Annotated in this window: 20 protein-coding genes; 13 read left to right on the plus strand and 7 right to left on the minus strand. The window is 53.9% G+C overall.

The window, feature by feature from the left end; genetic code table 11:
- The first annotated feature begins 242 nt into the window (after positions 1 to 242).
- From J8X26_RS04665 to gntR, 6 genes are all read left to right on the plus strand, one after another.
- Positions 243 to 938, plus strand: coding sequence for a pirin family protein (locus J8X26_RS04665; RefSeq protein WP_152327574.1), 696 nt, complete (start codon positions 243 to 245; stop codon positions 936 to 938).
- 254 nt (positions 939 to 1,192) lie between these two features.
- Entirely contained in the window at positions 1,193 to 1,516 is a 324-nt protein-coding gene (locus J8X26_RS04670) for a PTS sugar transporter subunit IIB (protein ID WP_152327573.1), read from the plus strand.
- The gene (locus J8X26_RS04675) at positions 1,513 to 2,841 is read left to right on the plus strand and encodes a PTS sugar transporter subunit IIC (protein WP_208950274.1); all 1,329 of its coding nucleotides are present in this window, start codon (positions 1,513 to 1,515) and stop codon (positions 2,839 to 2,841) included. Before J8X26_RS04670 ends, J8X26_RS04675 begins: the two co-directional genes overlap by 4 nt.
- A gap of 30 nt (positions 2,842 to 2,871) precedes the next feature.
- A complete protein-coding gene (locus J8X26_RS04680; protein ID WP_208950275.1) occupies positions 2,872 to 4,254 on the plus strand; it encodes a glycoside hydrolase family 1 protein in 1,383 nt (460 codons plus the stop codon).
- 13 nt (positions 4,255 to 4,267) lie between these two features.
- Positions 4,268 to 5,185, plus strand: a complete 918-nt coding sequence (locus tag J8X26_RS04685) for a LacI family DNA-binding transcriptional regulator (RefSeq protein WP_165060933.1) — start codon at positions 4,268 to 4,270, stop codon at positions 5,183 to 5,185.
- A 94-nt stretch (positions 5,186 to 5,279) separates the two neighbouring features.
- Positions 5,280 to 6,275 (plus strand): gluconate operon transcriptional repressor GntR, encoded by a 996-nt coding sequence (gene gntR / locus J8X26_RS04690; RefSeq protein ID WP_152327569.1) that lies wholly within the window; start codon positions 5,280 to 5,282, stop codon positions 6,273 to 6,275.
- 39 nt (positions 6,276 to 6,314) lie between these two features.
- Here the strand turns inward: gntR and J8X26_RS04695 are convergent, their stop codons facing one another.
- Positions 6,315 to 6,830 (minus strand): gluconokinase, encoded by a 516-nt coding sequence (locus J8X26_RS04695; protein WP_152327568.1) that lies wholly within the window; start codon positions 6,828 to 6,830, stop codon positions 6,315 to 6,317.
- 246 nt (positions 6,831 to 7,076) lie between these two features.
- Here J8X26_RS04695 and gntT point away from each other — a divergent pair, with 246 nt between their 5' ends.
- On the plus strand, positions 7,077 to 8,393 hold the full coding sequence (gene gntT / locus J8X26_RS04700) for a gluconate transporter (protein ID WP_152327567.1): 1,317 nt from the start codon (positions 7,077 to 7,079) through the stop codon (positions 8,391 to 8,393).
- Between the two features lie 57 nt (positions 8,394 to 8,450).
- Here the strand turns inward: gntT and nadS are convergent, their stop codons facing one another.
- The 3 genes from nadS to J8X26_RS04715 all read right to left on the minus strand — a co-directional run bounded on the left by nadS (position 8,451) and on the right by J8X26_RS04715 (position 9,801).
- Positions 8,451 to 8,741, minus strand: coding sequence for a NadS family protein (nadS, locus tag J8X26_RS04705; protein WP_129637682.1), 291 nt, complete (start codon positions 8,739 to 8,741; stop codon positions 8,451 to 8,453).
- A 15-nt stretch (positions 8,742 to 8,756) separates the two neighbouring features.
- Complete coding sequence (locus J8X26_RS04710; RefSeq protein ID WP_152327624.1) at positions 8,757 to 9,080, minus strand: addiction module toxin RelE; 324 nt, start codon at positions 9,078 to 9,080, stop codon at positions 8,757 to 8,759.
- A gap of 127 nt (positions 9,081 to 9,207) precedes the next feature.
- The gene (locus tag J8X26_RS04715) at positions 9,208 to 9,801 is read right to left on the minus strand and encodes a YhgN family NAAT transporter (protein ID WP_152327566.1); all 594 of its coding nucleotides are present in this window, start codon (positions 9,799 to 9,801) and stop codon (positions 9,208 to 9,210) included.
- A gap of 227 nt (positions 9,802 to 10,028) precedes the next feature.
- Here J8X26_RS04715 and asd point away from each other — a divergent pair, with 227 nt between their 5' ends.
- The 6 genes from asd to glgP all read left to right on the plus strand — a co-directional run bounded on the left by asd (position 10,029) and on the right by glgP (position 21,022).
- The gene (gene asd / locus J8X26_RS04720; RefSeq protein WP_120132887.1) at positions 10,029 to 11,132 is read left to right on the plus strand and encodes an aspartate-semialdehyde dehydrogenase; all 1,104 of its coding nucleotides are present in this window, start codon (positions 10,029 to 10,031) and stop codon (positions 11,130 to 11,132) included.
- A 389-nt stretch (positions 11,133 to 11,521) separates the two neighbouring features.
- Positions 11,522 to 13,708 carry a 1,4-alpha-glucan branching enzyme gene (glgB, locus tag J8X26_RS04725; protein WP_208950276.1) on the plus strand — a complete coding sequence of 729 codons (2,187 nt, stop codon included), beginning with the start codon at positions 11,522 to 11,524 and terminating at the stop codon, positions 13,706 to 13,708.
- Complete coding sequence (gene glgX / locus J8X26_RS04730; protein ID WP_152327564.1) at positions 13,708 to 15,726, plus strand: glycogen debranching protein GlgX; 2,019 nt, start codon at positions 13,708 to 13,710, stop codon at positions 15,724 to 15,726. Before glgB ends, glgX begins: the two co-directional genes overlap by 1 nt.
- A 23-nt stretch (positions 15,727 to 15,749) precedes the next feature.
- Complete coding sequence (gene glgC, locus J8X26_RS04735) at positions 15,750 to 17,027, plus strand: glucose-1-phosphate adenylyltransferase (RefSeq protein ID WP_152327563.1); 1,278 nt, start codon at positions 15,750 to 15,752, stop codon at positions 17,025 to 17,027.
- A 72-nt stretch (positions 17,028 to 17,099) separates the two neighbouring features.
- A complete protein-coding gene (gene glgA / locus J8X26_RS04740; protein WP_152327562.1) occupies positions 17,100 to 18,536 on the plus strand; it encodes a glycogen synthase GlgA in 1,437 nt (478 codons plus the stop codon).
- A 38-nt stretch (positions 18,537 to 18,574) separates the two neighbouring features.
- Positions 18,575 to 21,022, plus strand: coding sequence for a glycogen phosphorylase (glgP, locus tag J8X26_RS04745; RefSeq protein ID WP_152327561.1), 2,448 nt, complete (start codon positions 18,575 to 18,577; stop codon positions 21,020 to 21,022).
- Positions 21,023 to 21,083: 61 nt separating this feature from the next.
- Here the strand turns inward: glgP and glpD are convergent, their stop codons facing one another.
- From glpD to glpG, 3 genes are all read right to left on the minus strand, one after another.
- On the minus strand, positions 21,084 to 22,595 hold the full coding sequence (glpD, locus tag J8X26_RS04750) for a glycerol-3-phosphate dehydrogenase (protein WP_152327560.1): 1,512 nt from the start codon (positions 22,593 to 22,595) through the stop codon (positions 21,084 to 21,086).
- A gap of 278 nt (positions 22,596 to 22,873) precedes the next feature.
- Positions 22,874 to 23,632, minus strand: a complete 759-nt coding sequence (locus J8X26_RS04755; RefSeq protein WP_104923688.1) for a DeoR/GlpR family transcriptional regulator — start codon at positions 23,630 to 23,632, stop codon at positions 22,874 to 22,876.
- A gap of 9 nt (positions 23,633 to 23,641) precedes the next feature.
- Positions 23,642 to 24,472 (minus strand): rhomboid family intramembrane serine protease GlpG, encoded by an 831-nt coding sequence (gene glpG, locus J8X26_RS04760; protein ID WP_208950277.1) that lies wholly within the window; start codon positions 24,470 to 24,472, stop codon positions 23,642 to 23,644.
- Between the last annotated feature and the right edge of the window lie 152 nt (positions 24,473 to 24,624).

The raw sequence follows: 24,624 nt of genomic DNA on the forward strand, positions 1-24,624 counted from the left end.
CCGAATCACATACTTATGTATGCTCATCGGGATTCACTTTCTTGCCGCCTTCCCACAACACGAACTATTTCGAAAAAAAACACATCTTTTCTCTTTTCCAAATCCTTCTCATGTCTTCCACAAATCCTTTGGATTTAATCATCTGCATTTGTTCATATTTTTTGAACAGAGGGGTGAAGTTTTTACGCTTTCTTATTCTCAGCCGTTGACTAGACTAGAGAAAACATTGAGGAGAGTTGAACATGATCTACTTACGCAAAGCACAAGAACGCGGTCACGCAAGTCACGGCTGGCTGGAAAGCTGGCATACCTTCTCTTTCGCCGATTACTACGATGCGAACTTTATGGGCTTCTCCGCGCTGCGGGTGATCAATGAAGATTTCATCGATGCGGGGCAGGGTTTTGGTAAGCATCCGCACAAAGACATGGAAATTCTGACTTACGTGCTCGAAGGCACTGTGGAACATCAGGACAGCATGGGCAATAAAGAGCAGATTCAGGCCGGTGAATTCCAGATTATGAGCGCCGGGACCGGTGTGACGCATTCCGAGTACAACGGCAACAGTGACCGTAAACTGCACCTGTATCAGATCTGGATTATTCCCAATCAAAAAGGGCTGGAACCGCGTTATGAACAACGCATGTTTGACGCGCCGCAGGGCCGCCAGCTGGTGCTCTCTCCGGACGCCCGTGACGGTTCGCTGAAAGTCTTCCAGGATATGGAATTGTCCCGCTGGGCGCTGAAAAAAGACGAACAGTCTGTTTATCAGATTCAGGCTGAACGCCGCGTGTGGATCCAGGTGGTGAAAGGCACGGTGTCCATCAATGGCCAGAAAGCCGGGCCGAGCGATGCGCTGGCGATCTGGGATGAAACGGCGCTGTCCGTTCACGCCGATGAAGACAGTGAAATTCTGCTTTTCGACCTGCCACCGGTCTGATGATTTCTGGCACTCCGCTAAAGGCGACTCCGGTCGCCTTTTTTGTTTTTGTCCCTTAGTCCTTTTCCCCGCGTTTGCATTGCTGAATCTTTCAGCTTCGTGACGGCATTCACACCCGCAACAAATCGACCGGCAATTTTTTGACCCCCTTCGCACATTGGTTTCTGTTCTATGGAAACCGGTTTCCAAAGTGATTCAAATACCCTCAGCAAGAGAAACGGGCAGAACATAAATCATCTGGGAGTGAAGCAAAAATGAAAAGAATCATGCTTTGTTGTTCGGCGGGAATGTCGACCAGTTTATTAGTTCGCAAAATGAAAGAGGTTGCTGCGCAGCGCGGCGAAGACGTGCAGATTGATGCGTTCGGGGCCAGCGAGTTTGACGAGAAATTCCGTGATTATCAGGTGGTGCTGCTCGGGCCGCAGGTGCGTTATATGCAGGCTGATTTATCCAAAAGGGCCGCAGAATTCAATATTCCGGTCGAAGTCATCAACATGATGGATTACGGCATGCAGCGCGGCGACAACGTACTCGACTTCGCCTTCGGCCTGATCGCACAGGAAGGAAGCCGCGTATGAGTGGCCTTTATCAGGCGATGGTTAACGTCATCGAAAAGCACATCACGCCACTGGCCGGCAGCGTCGGTCAGCAGCGGCATGTGATCGCCATTCGTGACGGATTTATCGCGGCGTTGCCTTTTATGATTATCGGCTCGTTTATGCTGGTCTTCATTTTTCCGCCATTTTCACCGGACACCACCTGGGGTTTCGCGCGTGGCTGGCTGGATTTGTCGCTGAAATACCGCGAACAGCTGATGCTGCCGTGGTATCTGAGCATGGGGGTGATGACTTTTTTCATCTCTGTCGGTATCGGCGCGAGTCTCGGTAAACACTACAAACTCGACCCGATCATGACCGGACTGCTGGCGTTTATGGCCTTTCTGCTGGTCGCTGCGCCCTACCATGACAAACAAATTTCGACGCAATACTTCTCCGGTGAAGGCATTTTCACTGCGATCCTGACGGCGATTTACGCCGCCGAAGTCTATGCGCTGCTCAAACGTCGCAACATTACGATCCGCCTGCCAAAAGAAGTCCCGACCGGCGTGGCGCGCTCGTTTGAAATCCTGATCCCGGTCGTCGTGATTGTCGCCACGCTGCATCCGCTGAACCTGTTTATTCAGTCCGCCACGGGCATGATTATTCCTGAAGCGATTATGCATCTGCTCGCGCCGCTGGTTTCTGCGTCTGATTCCCTGCCGGCGATTCTGATTTCGGTATTTATCTGTCAGGTGCTGTGGTTCGCCGGTATTCACGGCGCGCTGATTGTCACCGGCATTATGAACCCGTTCTGGATGACCAATCTTGCGCTGAACCAGACCGCGTTACAGGCAGGCGAACCGCTGCCGCACATTTATCTGCAAGGTTTCTGGGATCACTATCTGCTGATTGGCGGCGTCGGCTCGACCCTGCCGCTGGCGATATTACTGTTGTGCAGCAAGGCCGTGCATCTTCGCACCATTGGCAAAATGGGCGTGGTGCCGAGCTTCTTTAACATCAACGAACCGATCCTGTTTGGTACGCCGATTATCATGAATCCGGTGTTTTTCCTGCCGTTCACCTTAGTGCCGATGCTCAACGCCGTTTTCGCGTATACCGCCACCAAACTCGGCTGGGTCGCGCAAGTGGTGTCGCTCACACCCTGGACAACGCCTGCGCCAATTGGTGCGTCATGGGCCGCAAACTGGGCATTCAGTCCGGTAATTATGTGCCTGTTCTGTATGGTGTTATCAGCCATCATGTATTACCCGTTCCTGAAAGCCTATGAACGTACGTTGCTGAAACAGGAAGCGGAAAAAGCCGGTGCCCAAACGGCGGGTAACGCCGTACCGGTCAACAGCTAAAACGCAAAGCAACGGACAGCGAGGATAACGATGAAATACGCATTTCCAAAAGAGTTCTGGTGGGGCAGTGCCAGTTCTGCGCCGCAGACGGAAGGTGAAACCCTGAGCCACGGTAAAAGTGCGACGGTCTGGGATCACTGGTATTCGCAGCAACCGACGCGTTTCCATAACGACGTCGGCCCGCAGGACACATCGACGTTTTATAAAAACTGGCGCGAAGATATCGCGCTGCTGAAACAGCTGAACCACAACACTTTCCGCACATCGATTTCCTGGGCGCGTTTGATCCCCAACGGACGCGGTGAAGTGAATCAGGAAGCGGTCACATTTTATAATCAGGTTATCGACGAAATGCTGGCGCAGGGCGTGCAGCCGTTTATCAATCTGTTCCACTTCGATATGCCGATGGCGATGCAGGAAATCGGCGGCTGGGAAAACCGTGATGTCGTTCAGGCTTACGCCAAATACGCCGATACGTGTTTTGAGCTGTTTGGCGATCGCGTGAAGCACTGGTTCACGTTCAACGAACCGGTCGTGCCGGTGGAAGGCGGGTATCTTTATGACTTCCATTATCCGAATGTGGTGGATTTCAGACGTGCAGCCACTGTGGCTTACCACACCATGCTGGCGCATTCTCTGGCGGTGAAAGCCTATCGCGCCCGCAACCCTGGCGGCGAAATCGGCATCATTCTTAACCTGACGCCATCGTACCCGCGCTCGCAAAACCCGGCAGATCTGAAAGCGGCGAATATTGCGGATCTGATGTTTAACCGCAGTTTCCTTGACCCGGCGCTGCGCGGTGAATATCCGCAGGAACTGGTAGATTTGCTGAAAAAACACGATCAGCTGCCGGCCTGTCAACCGGGTGATAAAGCGCTGCTGCAACAGGGCGTGGTGGATTTGCTCGGCATCAACTATTACCAGCCGCGCCGCATTCAGTGCCGCGACAGCATGGTCAATCCAGAAAGTCCGTTTATGCCGGAATGGTTCTTTGATAACTACGTCATGCCGGGGCGTAAAATGAACCCGCACCGTGGCTGGGAAATCTACGAGCAGGGGATCTACGATATCCTCACTAATTTGCGTGAAAACTACGGCAATCCGCGCTGTTTCATTTCTGAAAATGGCATGGGCGTTGAGCATGAACTGCGCTTCGAAAAAGACGGACGGATTGAGGACGATTACCGCATAGAATTTGTCAGCGGACATCTGAAATGGCTGCACCGGGCATTGCAGGAAGGCAGCGGCTGTCTCGGCTATCATATGTGGACATTTATTGACTGCTGGTCATGGATGAATGCCTATAAAAACCGGTATGGTTTCATTCAGCTGGATCTGGAAACGCAGAAACGGACGGTGAAGAAAAGCGGCGAATGGTTCGCGGCGGTATCTGAAAATAACGGTTTCGATTAACACAAGGAAAGACATGGCAAACATTAACGACGTTTCGCGGCTGGCGAAGGTGTCGAAAGCGACGGTGTCCCGTGTCCTGAGTGGCAGCCGCGGTGTCAAAGAGGAAAGCCGCCTGGCCGTAATGCAGGCGGTGGAAACGCTGCAATACAAACCGAGCGTGATTGCGCAGTCGCTGTCCACGCAGTCCACCGGCTGTATCGGCGTGATTTGCGCGGCAGAAAACATCAACCAGTCCACCGGTTATCTGCACGCGCTGGAAAAAGAGTTACGGCTAAACCAGAAATATTTGCTGCTGAGATTCGCCACGGATGCGGCGGGTCTGGCGCATTCAGTTAACGAAATCGGCAGAGGATTATGCGATGCGATGATCGTTATCGGCGCGCGCTTTGAACTGCCGCCATTGCCGGAAAACGTGATTACTATTGATTGTCTGGATGAAGATTCCGACCGCAGCATTCACTTTGACCGCAGCTTTGCCGCCGAAACAGCCTGCCAGTATGTTTTGCAGCAAGGACGCAGGCAGATTGCGCTGATTAATGCAGAAAACGGCGAAACCGCCGGACAAATCTTGCAGGGTTATCATCAGGCGCTGGAAAAATTCCTGCTGCCGTACGACCGGCGGCTGGTCCACAGTGGCGAACAGGCGCTTACGCAGTTGCTGGCGCAAAACGTTCCGTTCAACGCATTGCTGGTGCCGGACGATGCCAGCGCACAGGACGCCCTGCGCCAGCTCGCGCAACACGGGCGCGCCGTGCCCGCCAGCGTGATGGTTTTCAGCCTCGACAGCACGTTGCCGCCGGGGATTTCCGCCGTTCCGGCCATCACGTATCCGCTGGAAACGCTGGCACAAACCGCCATGGCGTTGCTCGCCGGGCAATTTTCAGCGAACGCGGGCGCACCGGTTCGCGGGCAGCTTTCTATCCCTTTCTGACCCACATCTCATGTCGCGCAGCAACGGATATCCGCCTGCGCGATTGTTTGCTACCATTACGCTCTGATCCCCTTAATCCAGTTCATTGAAAAACGTGAAGAAAAAAAGGCCCGTACTCCAGGATGTTGCCGACAAAGTGGGCATCACCAAAATGACGGTCAGCCGTTATTTGCGCAATCCCGAACAAGTTTCCAGCGCCTTGCAGGAAAAGATTTCGGCTGCGCTCGATGAACTGGGTTACATCCCAAACCGCGCCCCGGATATTCTCTCGAACGCCAAAAGTCGCGCCATTGGCGTGTTATTGCCGTCACTGACCAACCAGGTGTTCGCCGAAGTGCTGCGTGGCATCGAGAGTGTCACGGATATTCACGGCTACCAGACCATGCTGGCGCACTACGGCTACAGCCAGGAGCGCGAAGAACAGCGTCTCACGTCACTGCTTTCTTACAATATTGACGGCCTGATTTTGTCCGAACGCCATCACACCGCGCGTACGCTGAAAATGATCGAAGTGGCCGGTATTCCGGTAGTTGAGATGATGGACTGCGTCTCGCCGTGCGTGGATCTGGCGGTCGGTTTTAACAACTTCGAAGCCGCGCGGCAGATGACGCAGCAGATCATCGCGCACGGGCATCGGCATGTGGTGTATTTCGGCGCGCGTCAGGATGAGCGTACGATCATCAAGCAGCAGGGTTACGAGCAGGCGATGCGTGAATCCGGGCTGGAGCCTTACAGCGTGATGACCAGCCGTTCATCCAGCTACAGCGGCGGTGCGGAATTACTGCGTCAGGCGCAAAAAGACTGGCCGCAAATCGACAGTATTTTCTGCACCAACGATGACCTCGCGGCGGGCGCATTCTTTGAATGTTTACGTCAGGGGCTGAGTATTCCGTCACAAATGGCGATTGCCGGTTTCCATGGTCACAACATGGGGCAGGCGATGGAGCCACCGCTCGCCAGCGTACTCACGCCGCGCGAAAGAATGGGGCAGATTTCAGCCGAACGCCTGCTGGCAAGATTGCGCGGCGAAGAAGTCTTTCCGAGGATGGTGGATGTAGGGTTCACCATCTCGGCAGGCGGAAGTATTTGATTTAAAATTCCTCCCCCTTCGCAGGGGGAGGAGAAAGTCTTACTTCTGTAATGTTTTCAAGGCCGCTACGCAGCGATCGACCACACCTTCAAACTTATGATCGATATTTACGCGCAAGACATCCGGCTCATCTTCGCCCGGTTCTTCGAGCGCATCGAACTGGCTTCTCAGTAAATCGGTCGGCATAAAATGCCCGGCGCGCGCTTTCAGGCGCTCGGCAATCACGTCAAAACTGCCTTTCATGTAGATGAACACCATGCCTTCGTTGTCTTTGCGCAGCGCGTCGCGGTAGCGGCGTTTCAGCGCGGAACAGACAATAATGCCGGTTTCATTTTTATGGCGCAGGCTGTAAGCTGCATCATTCAGACGTAATAACCACGGCGCACGATCGTCGTCATTGAGCGGCGTACCGCTGGCCATCTTTTGAATATTTGCGCGGGGATGAAGATCATCACCGTCGATGAATTTTGCGTTAATTTCACGGGCCAGTGCCGCGCCGACGGTGGATTTACCGCTGCCTGACACGCCCATCAGAATGATGCTTTGTCCTGCCATAAGTATGATCTCTATCCCAAAATGAACATTTCGACTGCGTAGTGAGTCCTAATATTAGCATGTTACCGGTATCATGATACCGGTAACAAATGGAGATGTGACTAATATCACAAAGGAATGCACTGCTGTTTTAGCGGTCGCGGTCTGTACCCGTTGCACTGTTAATTCCTACAACATGTTGAAAATTAAAAACAATGCGTCATCTGTCTGGCCACGATGCCACGGTGACCGCATGAGGGGAAGAATATGCCAATAGTTATTGTAGCGGTGGGCGTTGCACTGCTGTTGTTACTTATGATCCGATTTAAGCTGAACGGCTTTATCGCGCTGATCCTGGTCGCCCTGGCGGTCGGGATTATGCAGGGTATGCCGGTCGATAAAGTTATTACGTCGATTAAAAACGGGGTAGGCGGAACGCTGGGCAGCCTGGCGCTGATCATGGGCTTCGGGGCCATGCTCGGTAAAATGCTGGCGGATTGCGGCGGCGCGCAACGTATCGCGACGACGCTTATCGAAAAATTTGGCCGTGAGCACATTCAGTGGGCCATCGTGCTGACCGGTTTTATCGTCGGTTTTGCGCTGTTCTATGAAGTCGGCTTCGTGCTGATGCTGCCGCTGGTCTTCACCGTTGCCGCGGCTGCGCGTTTGCCACTGTTGTACGTCGGTGTGCCGATGGCGGCGGCGTTATCCGTGACTCACGGTTTCCTGCCTCCGCACCCGGGCCCGACCGCAATCGCGACCATTTTCCATGCGGACATGGGCAAAACCTTGCTGTACGGTTCGCTGCTGGCGGTGCCAACGGTAATTCTGGCGGGGCCGGTGTTTGCGCGCTTCCTGAAAGGTATCGATAAACCGGTGCCGGAAGGTCTGTTCAACCCGAAAACCTTTACTGAAGAAGAGATGCCAAGCTTTGGCGTAAGCGTCGCGACTTCTCTGGTGCCGGTGATTTTGATGGCATTCCGCGCCGTTTGCGAAATGGTCCTGCCAAAAGGCCATCCGGTTCTGGCGTACGCTGAATTCTTCGGTGACCCGGTGATGGCAACGCTTATCGCGGTGTTGATCGCCATTTTCACCTTCGGCCTGAACCGTGGCCGTAAAATGGAAGACGTCATGGCAACCGTGACCGATTCCATCAAAATCATCGCGATGATGCTGTTAATTATCGGCGGTGGCGGTGCGTTCAAGCAGGTTCTGGTCGACAGCGGTATTGAGAAATACATTGCAGCCCTGATGGATGGCAGCAACTTATCACCGATCCTGCTGGCCTGGTCAATTGCCGCCGTTTTACGTCTCGCGCTGGGTTCCGCAACCGTTGCGGCGATCACCGCAGGCGGTATCGCGGCTCCGTTGATTGCGACTACCGGCGTCAGCCCTGAACTGATGGTTATAGCTGTGGGTTCCGGCAGCGTTATTTTCTCTCACGTCAACGATCCGGGTTTCTGGCTGTTCAAGGAGTACTTCAACCTGAGCATCGTCGAAACCTTCAAATCTTGGTCGGTGCTGGAAACCATTATTTCCCTCTGCGGCCTGGGCGGATGCTTGTTGCTGTCGATGGTTGTCTGACGACAAATTGTGAGCATAAAAAAGGCGAGCCGTGTGGCTCGCCTTTTTTACATCATTTTAAATTGTTTTAAGCGTCTGGATAATTTGCGGATTCAGTTCCAGCATTTTCAACAGCTTCAATGCTGCGCCATTTGGCAAACGCTTTTGTTGTTCCCATGCCTGCACCAGCGAGGGAGAAACACCAAGCAGCCGGGCGAACTCATCCTGTTTAACACCTGCTTTTGTGCGAATTTGTTTTACTTCAGGCATGGAAATACGCGTGATATGCGCAGGTGCCATCTCACCTTTACGGATCGCGACCATTTCTTCAGCGGATTGTCGCAATTCTTCAAAGAATTCTTTCGTCATGGTCTATCTCCTGTGTCACGACAGACTTCGTACAATGTTTTTCAAAATCGATTTTTCGCTTTCCGTCAGAGAATCTTTCTCACTCTTGGGATAAACCAGCAGCATGTAAATCTGACCATCAGCGCACAGGTAATAATAAATCGCCCGCACACCTGCACTTTTCCCCCGACGATGGTTACCCCAGCGGACTTTTCTGCAACCGCCCGTCCCGACGATCAAAGCCCCTGCATCGGGATAATGCGTGAGGTATACCTGAAACTGGCGATATTCCTCCTCAGTCAGCAGCTCTTTGCATTTGCGGCTAAAAGTCGGGGTTTCGATAAACTCCAGATATTCCATATGACTCATTCCATGACTCAAGATGGCCGGATAATACTCTCACAGGGTAAGAGTTCAACGCGAGGTTTTTCTCGTCAGAAACGAAAAAGGCGAGCCGTGTGGCTCGCCTTTTTGTCACGACTGTCCGCTAAATCTTCAAATACGCTCTGATCCCATCCAGGAACATCTGCGTCGAAAGCATCACCAGGATCAGGCCCATCAGACGTTCAAGGGCGCTGACGCCTTTGTCGCCGAGCAGTTTCAGGAAAACGTTCGACAGTAGCAGGATAGCCATCGACATGCCCCAGGCGATAAATAACGCCAGCGTTAAGTGGCTCATCTGATTCGGGTACTGATGCGAAAGCAACATCAGCGTGGCGAGAATTGACGGACCGGCGACCAGCGGAATGGCCATCGGTACGAGGAACGGTTCCTCACCGGCGGGTAAACCGCTGCTGCTTTTCTCTTCCGACGGGAAAATCATTTTGATGGCAATCAGGAACAGGATGATGCCGCCGGAAATCGACACGGTTTCAGTGCGCAAATTCAGGAACGACAGAATTTTTTCCCCTGCGAACAGGAAAATCAGCATCAGGATCAGGGCAATCAGCATTTCGCGGATCAGCACCACGCGGCGGCGTTTCGGATCAAGATGTTTTAACACCGACATAAAAATCGGTAAGTTGCCCAGCGGATCCATAATTAAAAACAGCAAAATGGTTGCTGAAATCATTTCGGTCATGATTACCTCAGAATGATGAAATTCGGGTTAAAAATGCTTGTTATAAGTTGTGCTGCTATTAATGGCGGCACTATTGATTAAATTCACTTGCCACTTTTAGTACATTTTGTAAGGTGGTAGACCAGCGCGTTAACAGAGCATGGCGCATCATAAAAAGGCGCCAACGTAGTGCAAAACGCGCGTTAAGCTTTTTAAGCCGTTATCACCCTCAGGGCAGGACAGATATTATGAAAAATGTAGGTTTCGTTGGCTGGCGTGGAATGGTCGGTTCTGTACTCATGCAACGCATGATTGAAGAACGCGATTTCGACGCTATCCGTCCGGTATTCTTCTCCACCTCTCAGCACGGTCAGGCCGCGCCTTCTTTCACGGGGCAGTCTGGTACCTTGCAGGATGCCTATGATCTGGACGCACTGAGTGCGCTGGACATTATCATCACCTGTCAGGGCGGCGATTATACCAATGAAATCTACCCGAAGCTGCGTGAAATCGGTTGGTCTGGCTACTGGATTGACGCAGCATCCTCTCTGAGAATGGAAGATGACGCGATAATCATCCTCGACCCGGTCAACAGCGCGGTGATCCATCAGGGGATCGACAAAGGCATCAAAACCTTTGTGGGCGGTAACTGTACCGTCAGCCTGATGCTGATGTCCCTTGGCGGTTTGTTCGCCAATGACCTGATTGAGTGGGCGTCGGTTGCCACCTATCAGGCCGCTTCCGGCGGCGGTGCGCGGCACATGCGCGAGCTGCTGACCCAAATGGGCATGCTGCATAATAGCGTCGCGAAAGAACTGGAAAACCCGGCTTCTGCCATTCTGGATATCGAACGTAAAGTGACGGCGCTGACCCGCAGTGGCACGCTGCCGACTGACAACTTTGGTGTTCCGCTGGCGGGCGGTCTGATCCCGTGGATCGACAAACAGCTCGATAACGGCCAGACCAAAGAAGAGTGGAAAGGCCAGGCGGAAACCAACAAAATTCTCGGCACGTCCAGCATCATTCCGGTGGATGGCCTGTGCGTCCGCATCGGTGCGCTGCGTTGCCATAGCCAGGCGTTCACGCTGAAACTCAAAAAAGACGTGTCGATTCCAGAAATCGAACAAATGCTGGCGTCGCATAACGACTGGGTTCGTGTCATCCCGAATGATCGTGAATTGTCGATGCGTGAACTGACGCCAGCGGCAGTGACGGGCACTATGAATACGCCGGTGGGTCGTCTGCGTAAACTGAATATGGGCCCGCAATATCTGTCTGCGTTCACCGTCGGTGACCAGTTGCTGTGGGGCGCGGCAGAGCCACTTCGCCGCATGCTGCGCATCTTGCTGTAACGGCATAGTTACCCTGATTTCGTCCCAACGGGACACCAGCACGGTGTCCCGTTTTTATTTCTGTCTTCAATCACTTCACCGTTAAACCGCATTTTCCCAGCGCAACCCTCTGAATTTCATTTTGCGAAAAATTCATCGGCTTCTGTCCACTGATTTACCGAACCTTTGTCTATGCTTAGTAGAAGAGCTCTGCCTCTTTGAGAAGCTGAAACAGAAACTTATTTGGAAATTGTGAACATAAGCGCCATCGCGCATTTTATGGCAAAACGAAATCACGCCAGATCACAAAGTGACAGGAAAAAGGGGAGCAAACTGGGATCACGTTTCGTATTGAATACCTGAATGATTTTATTGGATTTATTGATTTAATTAATCATAGGACGAAATTCATGTCTGTACTTCCCGATCAGCACGTCATTAATCAAATTATATCTGGCCATTACGCTGATCCTTTTTCTCTTTTGGGAATGCATTCCGTGAGCGCCGGGCTGGAAGTTCGTGCGCTGTTGCCGGATGCCGATCAGGTCTGGGTCATTGATGTAGAAAAAGCTAAACAGGTCGCAGAACTGCGTCGTTATGACGATCGCGGTTTTTTTGTCGGCCTTATTCCCCGCCGTAAAAATGCCTTCCGTTACAAGCTGGAAGTGCGCTGGGGCGAGAATCTCCATGTGATTGACGACCCATACCGCTTCGGCACGTTGTTGCAGGAACTGGATATCTGGCTGCTGGCGGAAGGGACACATCTGCGGCCATACGAAAAACTTGGCGCGCATCCGCAAACGCTCGACGATGTCGATGGCGTCAGTTTTGCGGTCTGGGCACCGAACGCGACACGCGTTTCGGTGGTCGGTGAATTCAATTTCTGGGACGGTCGCCGCCATCCGATGCGCCAGCGTCGTGAAAACGGCATCTGGGAGCTGTTCATTCCGGCCGTTCACGAAGGTCAGCTGTATAAATTCGAAATTATCGACTGTCGCGGCAATATTACCCTGCGCGCCGATCCTTACGCATTTGAAGCCCAGATGCGCCCGGACACCGCGTCCTGCGTGCGAAAAATCCCGGACGTCGTACCGTTTTCAGAAACCAGAAAGAAAGCCAACGCGCTGAATCAGCCGGTTTCGGTGTACGAAGTTCATCTGGGTTCGTGGCGACGTCATACCGACGATAACTTCTGGCTGAGCTACGGCGAGCTGGCGGAACAGCTGGTGTCTTACGCCAAATGGATGGGCTTTACGCACATTGAGCTGATGCCGGTTAACGAACATCCGTTTGACGGCAGCTGGGGTTATCAGCCGCTGGGCATGTACGCGCCGACCCGTCGTTTCGGCACGCCGATGGATTTCAAAGCCTTCGTTGATGCCGCGCACGACGCTGGTATGAACGTGATCCTCGACTGGGTGCCGGGGCATTTCCCGAGTGATTCCCACGGCCTGGCAGAGTTTGACGGCACCGCGCTCTATGAATATGCCGACCCGCGCGAAGGTTATCATCAGGACTGGAATACGCTGATTTATAACTATGGCCGCCACGAAGTACGTAACTATCTGGCGGGGAATGGTTTTTACTGGATTGAGCGCTTTGGCATTGACGGCCTGCGTGTCGATGCCGTGGCCTCCATGATTTACCGTGATTACAGCCGCAAAGCCGGAGAGTGGATCCCGAACTATTACGGTGGCCGCGAAAATCTCGAGGCGATTGCCTTCCTGAAATATACCAACCAGACCATCGGGCGCGAACTGGGTGGCGCGGTGACGTTAGCGGAAGAATCGACGGATTATCCCGGCGTCACCATGCCGCCGGATGCCAACGGGCTGGGCTTCCATTACAAATGGAATCTCGGCTGGATGCACGATTCGCTCCAGTACATGCAGCTGGATCCGGTTCACCGCAAATACCACCACAATCTCATGACGTTCGGCGTGCTTTACGCCTACAGCGAGAATTTCATTCTGCCGCTTTCGCATGACGAAGTGGTTCATGGCAAAAAATCCCTGCTCGACAGAATGCCCGGCGATACCTGGCAGAAGTTCGCCAACCTGCGCGCGTATTACGGTTTCATGTGGGCGCATCCGGGCAAAAAATTGCTGTTCATGGGCGGTGAATTTGCACAAGGACGCGAGTGGAATTTCGACGCCAGCCTCGACTGGCATCTGCTGGATGACCCGACCGGCTGGCACAGCGGCGTTCAGCATCTGGTGCGTGATTTAAATCTGACCTATCAGGCCAACGCGCCGCTGTATGAGCTCGATTACAACCCGCGCGGCTTCGAATGGCTGGTGGTTGACGACCATGAGAACTCCATTTTTGCCTTTGCGCGCCGCGATGAAAACGGCGGCGAAGTGATTGTTATCAGCAACTTTACGCCGGTGCCGCGCGAACACTACCGGATTGGCATCACCCGTCCGGGGCGTTATCACGAAATTCTCAATACTGATTCGCACTTCTACCGTGGCAGCAACGTCGGGAACTGCGGTGACGTTTACAGTGAAAACATCGGCCATCATCAGCGTGAGCATTCGATCAGCATCACCATTCCGCCGCTGGCGACCGTCTATTTGCGAAGAGAAGAGGCGTAATGAAACAGCTCGAAACCGGTCAGGCCGCGCCATTTGGCGCACATCTCAGAGATAACGGCGTGAATTTTTGCCTGTACTCCGCGCATGCGGAAAAAGTGGAGTTATGTCTTTTTGATGAGACCGGCAGCGAGCAGCATCTGCCTTTACCCGGCCGGACCGGCAATTTGTGGCACGGTTTTTTGCCCGAAGCGAAAGCCGGGCTGCGTTACGGGTACCGCGTTTACGGGCCTTTTGACCCGCAAAACGGCCACCGCTTTAACCCGAAAAAAGTGCTGATTGACCCCAGCGCGCGGGCGATTGACGGTGTCCTTCTGGATAACGCGCGGTTCAGCGGCGGCACCGATGCGCCGGACGATAAGGACAGCGCCGTGGTGGCACCGAAATCGGTGGTCGTCGCCGGTAAGTTTGACTGGGAAGACGACAAACCGCCCGCCACGCCGTGGGGCGAAACTGTGATTTACGAAGCGCATGTGCGCGGGCTGACGCGCCAGCATCCGCGTATTCCGGCAGCCATCCGCGGTACTTACGCCGGGCTGGCGCATCCGGTCATGCTCGAATATTTGCAGCATCTGGGTGTCACGGCCATTGAGTTATTGCCGGTTCAGCATCATGCCGACGAACCGCGTCTGCAACGTCTCGGCCTGAGCAATTACTGGGGCTATAACGTGCTGGCGCCTTGCGCGGTTGAACAAAGTTATGCCAGCGGGCTGGGCGGCGTGTCGGCGCTGAGCGAATTCAAATCCGCGGTGAAAGCGCTGCATCAGGCGGGCATAGAAGTGATCCTCGACGTGGTATTCAACCACAGTGCGGAGCTGGATATCGACGGGCCGTTTATTTCGTTTCGCGGAATCGACAATGCCAGCTGGTACTGGCTCAACGACGATGGCTCGGACAACAACATGACCGGCTGCGGCAACGCGATGCGCCTGACAAATGACGAAGTGATCGCCTGGACGCTCGATTGCCTGCATTACTGGGTACGCGAATGTCACGTTGACGGTTTCCGTTTTGATCTGGCGACGCTTCTCGGCAGAACGCCGGAATTCACCGCGCAATCGCCGCTTTTCGAGGCGATTAAGCAGGACGCTGTCCTTTCAAACATCAAACTGATTGCTGAGCCCTGGGACATCGGCACCGGCGGCTATCAGCTCGGGAAGTTCCCGGCACCTTTCGCCGAATGGAGCGACATCTGGCGCGATGAAATGCGCCAGTTCTGGCTGCACGGCGATATCTCCATCGGGCAGTTTGCCGGGCGTATCGCGGCGTCGGCGGACACATTCAATCCCGCGCAGCGCGAACCTTACGCCAGCATCAACATGCTGACTGCGCACGACGGTTTTACGCTGCGCGATTTAGTGAGTTTTAACCAGAAACATAACCAGGCTAACGGGGAGGAAAACCGCGACGGCCATAACGAAAATTTCAGCCAAAACCACGGCGAGGAAGGGCTGGAGGCATCTGCCGGCGTATTGCGACAACGCCGTCTCAGCCAGCGGGCATTGCTGGCGACGCTGTTTATGTCACAGGGCACGCCGATGTTGCTGGCCGGTGACGAGCAGGGCAACAGCCAGCAGGGAAACAACAACGCCTATTGCCAGGACAATCCGCTGACCTGGCTCGATTGGGAAAACGCCGATGAAAGCCTGATGGCCTATACCTCTGCGCTGATTGCGTTGCGCCGGAAAATCCCGGCACTGACGCAAAACCGCTGGTGGCAGGAAGGCAGCGAAGATGTGCAATGGCTGAATCAACAGGGGCAACCGATGAGTACCGGCGACTGGGAGCAGGGGCCGCAGCAATGGCTGCAAATCTGCCTGTCGCGGCGCTGGTTGTTGATCGTGAATGCCTCACTGCATGAGGTTGAACTGCATCTGCCGCCGGGGAACTGGCAGCCGGTTGCGCCGTTTAACAGCGTGCTTTTTGATGAGGAACCCCGGCGCGTCACGGAAGGCTCGCAATGGCGGGCAGCAGCAAAAACCCTCTGTGTCCTACAAGATTTTACTCCACAGAGCCGGTAACTATAAAAACGAAGGAGTCAGATATGGCGACATTAGATAATCGGGACCCGGTCATGCTGGCGCGACAATTGCCGCTGAAATCCGTGGCGTTGATTCTGGCCGGGGGACGGGGTTCAAGACTGAAAGATTTGACCTCTACCCGGGCAAAGCCCGCCGTCCACTTTGGCGGGAAATTCCGCATCATTGATTTTGCCCTGTCGAATTGCCTGAATTCAGGGATCCGCCGCATCGGCGTGATCACACAATATCAGTCACATACGCTGGTTCAGCACATCCAGCGAGGCTGGTCTTTCCTCAATGAAGAAATGAACGAGTTTGTGGATTTACTGCCGGCGCAGCAACGCCACAGCACCGAACACTGGTACAAAGGCACCGCCGATGCGGTGTATCAGAATCTGGATATCATCCGTCGCTATAACGCCGAGTTTGTCGTGATTCTGGCCGGGGATCATATCTACAAAATGGACTACTCGCGGATGCTCATCGACCACGTACAGAAGGGCGGAGAATGTACCGTCGCCTGCCTCGAAGTGCCGATTTCCGAAGCCAGTGAATTTGGCGTAATGGGCGTGACGGAGGATTATCAGATCACCAGTTTCGTCGAGAAACCTAAAGATCCGCCGCCGATGCCGGGCAATCCGGACATGGCGCTGGCGAGCATGGGCATCTACATTTTTAATGCAGACTATCTTTTCCGCATGCTCGAAGAAGACATGGCGAGTGAGGAATCCAGCCATGATTTCGGCAAAGACCTGATCCCGAAACTGACCCGTCAGGGGGTAGCGCGCGCGCATCCGTTTGGCCTGTCCTGTGTGACGCAAAACGACGAATTGCCGCCGTACTGGCGGGATGTGGGGACGCTTGATGCCTACTGGCGCGCGAATCTGGATCTGGCATCGGTGACGCCGGAACTGGATATGTACGACCGCAACTGGCCCATCCGTACACACATGGAACCGCTGCCGCCCGCCAAATTTGTGCAAGACCGGTCGGGCAGTCACGGTATGACCATGAACTCGCTGGTGGCCGGTGGCGTGATTGTTTCAGGCTCGGTGGTGGTGCATTCCGTGCTGTTCCCGCGGGTGCGCATCAACTCTTTCTGCAATATTGATTCGACGATTATTTTGCCGGATGTGAATGTGGGTCGTTCCTGCCGTTTACGCAAATGTGTGATTGACCGCGCCTGCCAGATCCCGGAAGGCATGGTGATTGGTGAGAATGCCGATGAAGACAGCCGTCGTTTTTACCGTTCGGAAGATGGCGTTGTACTGGTGACGCGCGCGATGCTGGCGAAACTATAAAGACACGTTAGAGAGCAGTATTTTTCGTCATCCCGGTGAAGGCCGGGATGACCGGGATAATCAGGAGCGCGAATGCAGGTTTTACATGTTTGTTCCGAGCTGTTTCCGCTGTTAAAAACGGGCGGCCTTGCGGATGTTGCGGGGGCATTGCCCGCCGCTCAGATTGCGGAAGGCGCTGACGTCCGCGTGCTCATTCCGGCTTTCCCCGATATCAAAAAAGGGCTGGGGGAGACGAAGGTCATCGGCACGCTGGCGACCTTCGCCGGGCATGTCACCCTTTCACTGGGCTACTTTGACGGCGTGGGCATTTACATCATTGATGTGCCCGGTTTGTACGACCGACCCGGCAGCCCTTATCACGATCAATCATCTTTCGCTTATCCGGATAACCATCTGCGTTTTGCCTTGCTGAGCTGGATGGCGTGCGAACTGGCGCTGGGTTTTGACCCGCACTGGCAGCCGAATATTGTGCATTCTCACGACTGGCACGCCGGGCTGGCGTCGGCGTATATCCGCGCCCGCAACGCGCCGGTGCGCACCGTTTTCACCGTACATAACCTGGCATTCCAGGGGCTGTTTGGCGCGCATCATATCGATGAGCTTTACCTCCCGCGTGAATTCTTCCAGATGCACGGGCTGGAGTTTTACGGCCAGATTTCTTACCTGAAAGCCGGGCTGTATTACTCCGATCACGTGACGACCGTCAGCCCGACGTACGCCAAAGAAATCACGCGTCCGGAATTTGGTTACGGCATGGAATCCCTGTTGCAGGAACTCGAAATACAGGGGCGTCTGACCGGTATTCTCAACGGCGTTGATGACGCTATCTGGCAGCCGCGCGATGACGTGCTGCTTTCTGCCCGTTATGACGCCGACGATTTACGTTCCAAAGCCATCAATAAAGCCTATCTGCAACGGGCGATGGGTCTGGATGTGGATGATTCGCGGCTGGTTTTTGCCGTCGTCAGCCGTCTGACCAGCCAGAAAGGGCTGGATCTGGTGCTGGAAGCGTTGCCCGATTTACTCGAACGTGGCGGCCAGCTTGCGCTGCTGGGCGCAGGCGATGCCGTATTGCAACAGGCGTTTCTGGCCGCCGCGGCGGATAATCCGGGGCAGGTCGGCGTGCAGCTCGGTTATCACGAAGCCTTTTCCCACCGCATTATCGGCGGTGCCGACGTCATCATGGTGCCGAGCCGGTTTGAGCCGTGCGGATTAACCCAACTTTACGGACTGAAATACGGCACGTTGCCGCTGGTGCGCCGGACAGGCGGGCTGGCGGATACGGTCGTGGATTGTGCGCTGGAAAATCTGGCCGACGGAACAGCCAGTGGTTTTGTCTTTGAAGAAGCAACGGGGAAATCGCTGGGAAATGCGATCCGCCGGGCCTTTGTTTTGTGGAGCCGTCCTAAGCACTGGCGACACGTCCAGCAACACGCCATGGGTATTGATTTCGGCTGGAAGGTGGCAGCGCAGGAGTATCTCACGCTGTACAACCGTCTGTTGTCCTGAACCCTGAACATAGCTAACCAGATCGGGAATGTAACGTTATGACTTCACCGTTTAATTACAACTCGCCGACAGTCAGTGTCGAAGCGCTGAAACATTCTATTGCCTATAAATTGATGTTTATCATCGGCAAAGATCCGTCCATTGCGACGCAACATGACTGGCTGAATGCCACCTTGTTTGCGGTGCGCGATCGTATGGTGGAACGCTGGCTGCGCTCCAACCGGGCGCAAACCTCACAGGACGTACGGCAGGTTTATTATCTGTCGATGGAGTTTTTGATTGGACGGACTCTCTCTAACGCGCTGCTGGCGATGGGTATTTATGACGATCTCAAAAGTGCGCTCGATGAAATGGGTTTTGACCTCGAAGAACTGATCGGCGAAGAGAATGACCCTGGTTTGGGCAACGGCGGTCTGGGGCGTCTTGCCGCGTGTTTCCTCGATTCGCTGGCTACGCTGGCGTTGCCGGGGCGCGGTTACGGCATCCGTTATGAATACGGAATGTTCGCGCAAAACATCGTAAACGGGGAGCAAAAAGAATCACCGGATTACTGGCTGGAATACGGTAATCCGTGGGAATTCCAGCGCTACAACACCCGTTATAAAGTGCGTTTTGGTGGTCGCGTGCAGCATGAGGGCGTGAAAACCCGCTGGCTGGAAACCGAAGAAGTTATTGCCTGCGCCTACGATCAGGTGATTCCCGGCTACGATACCGACGCCACCAACACGCTCCGGTTGTGGGGTGCGCAGGCCAGTAACGAAATCAATCTGGGTAAATTTAACCAGGGTGATTACTTTGCGGCAGTGGAAGATAAAAACCATTCCGAGAACGTATCGCGGGTTCTATATCCCGATGACTCGACCTATTCAGGGCGCGAACTGCGTCTGCGCCAGGAATATTTCCTGGTGTCGGCGACCGTGCAGGACATCCTCAACCGCCATTACACCACGCACCATACTTACGATAATCTGGCCGACAAAATTGCCATTCACCTCAACGACACGCACCCGGTGCTGTCGATTCCTGAGCTGATGCGGTTGCTGATTGACGAGCATAAATTCGAGTGGAAAGACGCGTGGGAAACCGTGTGTCGGGTGTTTTCGTACACCAACCACACGCTGATGAGCGAAGCGCTGGAAACCTGGCCGGTGGATATGATCGGCAAGATCCTGCCGCGTCATCTTGAGATTATTTTCCAGATTAATGATCACTTCCTTAAAGAAGTCGCGGAACAGATCCCCAACGATAACGGTCTGCTGTCCCGCGTTTCTATTATCGATGAAGGTAACGGCCGTAAAGTCCGGATGGCGTGGCTGGCAGTGATTGCCAGCCATAAAGTGAACGGCGTTTCTGCGCTGCATTCCGACCTGATGGTGCAGTCGTTGTTTGCGGACTTTGCGCACATTTATCCTGACCGTTTCTGCAATAAAACTAACGGGGTTACGCCACGCCGCTGGCTGGCGCTGGCCAACAAACCGCTTTCTGCGGTGCTCGATGACGCTATCGGCCAGACCTGGCGCTCTGATCTCAGCCAGCTGGCGGAGCTGAAGCAAAATCTGGATTACCTGAGTTTCCTTCAGGCGATCCGCAAGGCCAAGCTGGATAATAAGAAAAAACTGGCGCTCTTTATCGCCCAGAAACTGAATATTGTGGTGGATCCGAAAAGTCTGTTTGACGTGCAGATCAAACGTATCCACGAATACAAACGTCAGCTGATGAACGTGCTGCACGTCATCACGCGTTACAACCGAATTCTCGAAGAACCGGACGCTGACTGGGTACCACGCACGGTGATTTTTGCCGGTAAAGCGGCGTCGGCGTATTACGCGGCGAAGCAGATTATCCGGCTGATCAACGATGTCGCGTCAGTGATCAACAACGATCCGCGTGTCGGCAATAAACTGAAAATCGTGTTTATTCCTAACTACAGCGTCAGTCTGGCGCAGCTGATCATTCCGGCGGCCGATCTTTCCGAGCAGATCTCGCTGGCGGGTACCGAAGCATCGGGAACCAGTAACATGAAATTCGCGTTAAACGGCGCGCTGACGATTGGCACGCTGGACGGTGCGAACGTCGAAATGCTCGAACACGTTGGAGAGGAAAATATCTTCATCTTCGGCAATACCACACCACAAGTCGAAGAACTGCGACAAAAAGGCTACAACCCGCATACCTACTTTGAACAGGACGCCGAGCTGCATCAGGTACTGACGCAAATCGCGACCGGCGTCTTCAGCCCGACCGAACCGAAGCGCTACACCAATCTGTTCGATACGCTGGTCAATCTCGGCGATCATTATCAGGTGCTGGCGGATTACCGCAGTTATGTCGATACGCAGGATAAAGTCGATGAGCTGTATAAACTGCCGGAAGAGTGGACGCGGCGCACGCTGCACAACATCGCCAATATGGGCTATTTCTCGTCTGACCGCACGATTCAGGAATACGCGGATGAGATCTGGAATATAAAACCGGTGAAATTGTAGAGCGGGAATAAAGGTAGGATTTTCAGCTCCTCCCCCTTCGCAGGGGGAGGAGCTAACTAAATCAGGACGCCAGCGATAAATGTTTCTTCTGCTGTTTGTGCGTTTCCAGCCATTCGGCGACGCGCTGTTGCTGCGCTTTATCCAGCCACATGCCGAGTTTAGTACGACGCCAGATGGCATCATCGAGCTGTGAAACCCACTCTTTTTCAACCAGATAACGCAACTCGGCTTCATATAAACCGTGACCGAAATCTTCGCCCAGCGATTCGATGCCGGTTGCGTCATTCAGGAACAGTTCCGTCTGGCTGCCGTAGGTGCGCGCATAACGGCGGGCCAGTGATTCCGGCAACCATTTGAAGCGACTGCGCAGATTCGCGCTGTACGTATCGCGGTCACCATTCAGCTTCCCACCAGGCAGAACGGCCGTTTTCGTCCAGGCCGGGCCGGCTTTCGGATAATACTTCACCAGTTTTTCCAGCGCGTGCTCGGCCAGTTTACGGTAGGTGGTCAGCTTACCGCCAAACACCGAAAGCAACGGCGCTTTGCCATCCTGATCGTGAACATCCAGCGTGTAATCTCGGGTTACCGCCTGCGGAGAATCTGACTCATCGTCGCACAGCGGACGTACACCGGAGTAAGTCCAGACGATATCTTCCGTGGTCAGCTGCTTTTTAAAGTGGTCGTTATACACTTTCAGCAGATAACCGACTTCTTTGTCATCGATTTTCACGTCTTTCGGATCACCGTGATATTCCACGTCGGTGGTACCGATGATCGAGAACTCATCCATCCACGGGATCACGAACACAATACGGTGGTCTTCGTTTTGCAGAATGTACGCCTGCGGCTGATTGTGCGCGCGTGGCACCACAATATGGCTGCCTTTGATCAGACGGATGCCGTAAGGCGACTTCAGTTTCAGGCCGTCGTCGAAGAAATGTTTGACCCATGGACCGGTCGCATTCACCAGCCCTTTGGCGCGCCAGGTGAAGGTTTTGCCGGTATCGATATCTTCGGCTTCCACCATCCACAAACCGTCTTCACGCCATGCGCGGGTCACGCGGGTGCGGGTACGCACTTCGCCGCCGCGTTCTTCCACTTCCTGCGCGTTGACGACGACTAAGCGCGCATCGTCAACCCAGCAGTCTGAGTATTCAAAACCTTTGGTCAGTTCTGGTTTCAGTACCGATTCGCTGCCGAATTTCAGGCCTTTACTGGCGGGCAGGCTGGTACGTTTACCCAGGTGGTCGTACAGGAACAGACCGGCGCGGATCATCCAGGCCGGACGCAAATGCGGCTGATGCGGTAAACGGAAACGCATCGGGAAGGCAATATGCGGTGCCATTTTTAACAGCACTTCACGTTCAGCCAGCGCTTCGCTGACCAGACGGAATTCGTAGTGTTCCAGGTAACGCAGGCCACCGTGGATCAGTTTAGAACTGGCCGAAGAGGTCGCGCAGGCCAAGTCTTGCGCTTCAAGCAGCAGAACAGACAGCCCGCGGCCAGCTGCATCTACTGCGATGCCGGTACCATTAATACCGCCACCAATTACGATCAAGTCTTTGGTTTCCACGTCATCTTCCTCCAGATGTTCGCAATAGCTCTTTTATGTTCGTTTTCGCTCACGATTGTAATCGAGATTCGACAAACAAGCCAAGAGTTAACCAAATAAAAACAATTATGCGTGATGGAGGTAACATTTTTGTGTCAGTAACGAGCAAAACGGTGTGCAGGGGACAAAACCGAACGCAACAACGCGTGGAATTTTTCGAAATTGTTCGTTTTAAGCAGAAGCAGGGAAGGGAGATAAAGCAGGAGCGCCCGGGCGACGCTCCCTGATAGAGCCGGAAATCAGCAAAGCTCGAGGTGTACGTCGTACTTATCGATGATTTGCTTCACGCTCTCCGGCGGCTGTTTGTCGGTAAACAGATAGTGAATCAAATCCATTTTACCAAGGTTAACCATTGCGTTACGGCCAAACTTGGAATGGTCAGTCACCAGCATTACGCAGCGGGAGTTTTCGATAATCGCACGCTTGGTTCGCGCTTCGTGATAGTCGAATTCGAGCAATGAGCCGTCCATATCAATGCCGCTGATGCCGAGAATGCCGTAATCGAGACGGAACTGGGAGATAAAATCGAGCGTCGCTTCACCCATCACCCCGCCATCGCGGGCGCGGACTTCGCCCCCGGCGAGGAACAGGCGGCAATCGTCTTTGGCACTGAACAGCGTCGCCACGTTCAGGTTGTTGGTTACAATCCGCAGATCTTTATGATTGAGCAGTGCGTACGCTACCGCTTCCGGCGTGGTGCCGATATCGATAAACAGCGTTGAACCGTCCGGGATCTGCCCCGCGACGCGTTGAGCAATACGCGCTTTCGCTTCTGACCACATCACTTTACGGTCGTTATAGGCTGCATTGACCGAACTCGATGGCAGCGCCGCACCGCCATGATGGCGGTGGATTTTATTCTGCTCGGCCAGGTCATTGAGATCGCGCCGGATGGTTTGCGGGCTGACCGCGAAATGATCGACCAGTTCTTCGGTGCTGACATAACCCTGCTGGCGAACTAACTCGATAATCGCGTCATGGCGTTGTGTTTGTTTCACCCAAATCCCCTACTTGCGTTTTTTGCGCGGTAAGCGCGTATCAACAAATGCCATCACCAGACCCAGACCCAGGCCAAATGTGTGGGCGGCATTAGCCACCGCTGCACCGCCTGTGGCATAGCCGATGAACATGAAGATCAGCGAAATAGCCAGTAATCCGCCGGGAACGTACAACCGGCTTTCAGGTTTCAACACGCCGGTCAGCCAGACATAACCCATCAGAGCGTAGACCACGCCGGACAAACCGCCGAACCAGGAACCGTTGACCATCGACTGGCCCCAGCCGCTGATCAGCGCCGCGATCAGCGTGACGGTGAATAATTTTCCGCTGCCAAGATGCTGTTCAATCTGGCTGGCCATATACCACCACCAGACCAGATTGATGAGCAATGAAAATAAGGAAAAATTCATCAGCGCAGGTGTAAACCAGCGCCAGACCTGCAAATACCGCGAGCTGTCCGGCCAAGCCAGCCAGTTCATGACCTGCTCAAAGCCGACCATTTGCTGAAGAATATAGACGGCGATACACAGCACAATCATGCCGATCGTCAGCGGGCCCGCACGGCTGCGCAGAGTTTTCATAAAGGGGGTATGCGACATCCGCAAACCCGGCTGCGCCTTGCCGGTTTGCCAGCTGGCGGCCTGATAACGAGGGTGCAGCGGGTCACGAACAAACAGCGCGACCTGCTTCTCTGCCTCTTCCAGACGCGATTCGTCTTCCAGCCAGAGCTGGACTTCCTGACTTTCGTGTTTAATCGTCAGCATGAAACCCTGCGTCGCCATGTAATCGACAAAAGCCTGAGCGAGGCGAGGGTTGTTCAGGTTAAGAATGCGCACCATAGCGTTAAGTGATTTCCCTAATTGTTTGATTTGTTGCCGTCATTTTAGGGCAATACCTTATCTGCCAGCGTGGGGGAAGTCGATTATAACGTCAGTCGGGGCGGGAAGGGGAAATTACGGATGCAGCATCATTAGCTGAAACAGAAAAATTG

This window comes from Rahnella sp. ChDrAdgB13 (genome assembly GCF_017655185.1).
GTDB classification, from domain to species: domain Bacteria; phylum Pseudomonadota; class Gammaproteobacteria; order Enterobacterales; family Enterobacteriaceae; genus Rahnella; species Rahnella contaminans.

What these genes read in the sequence shown, in the direction of transcription:
- J8X26_RS04665 (WP_152327574.1), top strand. Translation starts at nt 243, where the DNA reads ATGATCTACTTACGCAAAGCACAAGAACGCGGTCACGCAAGTCACGGC.
- J8X26_RS04670 (WP_152327573.1), top strand. Translation starts at nt 1,193, where the DNA reads ATGAAAAGAATCATGCTTTGTTGTTCGGCGGGAATGTCGACCAGTTTA.
- J8X26_RS04675 (WP_208950274.1), top strand. Translation starts at nt 1,513, where the DNA reads ATGAGTGGCCTTTATCAGGCGATGGTTAACGTCATCGAAAAGCACATC.
- J8X26_RS04680 (WP_208950275.1), top strand. Translation starts at nt 2,872, where the DNA reads ATGAAATACGCATTTCCAAAAGAGTTCTGGTGGGGCAGTGCCAGTTCT.
- J8X26_RS04685 (WP_165060933.1), top strand. Translation starts at nt 4,268, where the DNA reads ATGGCAAACATTAACGACGTTTCGCGGCTGGCGAAGGTGTCGAAAGCG.
- J8X26_RS04695 (WP_152327568.1), bottom strand. Translation starts at nt 6,830, where the DNA reads ATGGCAGGACAAAGCATCATTCTGATGGGCGTGTCAGGCAGCGGTAAA.
- gntT (WP_152327567.1), top strand. Translation starts at nt 7,077, where the DNA reads ATGCCAATAGTTATTGTAGCGGTGGGCGTTGCACTGCTGTTGTTACTT.
- nadS (WP_129637682.1), bottom strand. Translation starts at nt 8,741, where the DNA reads ATGACGAAAGAATTCTTTGAAGAATTGCGACAATCCGCTGAAGAAATG.
- J8X26_RS04710 (WP_152327624.1), bottom strand. Translation starts at nt 9,080, where the DNA reads ATGGAATATCTGGAGTTTATCGAAACCCCGACTTTTAGCCGCAAATGC.
- J8X26_RS04715 (WP_152327566.1), bottom strand. Translation starts at nt 9,801, where the DNA reads ATGACCGAAATGATTTCAGCAACCATTTTGCTGTTTTTAATTATGGAT.
- asd (WP_120132887.1), top strand. Translation starts at nt 10,029, where the DNA reads ATGAAAAATGTAGGTTTCGTTGGCTGGCGTGGAATGGTCGGTTCTGTA.
- glgB (WP_208950276.1), top strand. Translation starts at nt 11,522, where the DNA reads ATGTCTGTACTTCCCGATCAGCACGTCATTAATCAAATTATATCTGGC.
- glgX (WP_152327564.1), top strand. Translation starts at nt 13,708, where the DNA reads ATGAAACAGCTCGAAACCGGTCAGGCCGCGCCATTTGGCGCACATCTC.
- glgC (WP_152327563.1), top strand. Translation starts at nt 15,750, where the DNA reads ATGGCGACATTAGATAATCGGGACCCGGTCATGCTGGCGCGACAATTG.
- glgA (WP_152327562.1), top strand. Translation starts at nt 17,100, where the DNA reads ATGCAGGTTTTACATGTTTGTTCCGAGCTGTTTCCGCTGTTAAAAACG.
- glgP (WP_152327561.1), top strand. Translation starts at nt 18,575, where the DNA reads ATGACTTCACCGTTTAATTACAACTCGCCGACAGTCAGTGTCGAAGCG.
- glpG (WP_208950277.1), bottom strand. Translation starts at nt 24,472, where the DNA reads ATGGTGCGCATTCTTAACCTGAACAACCCTCGCCTCGCTCAGGCTTTT.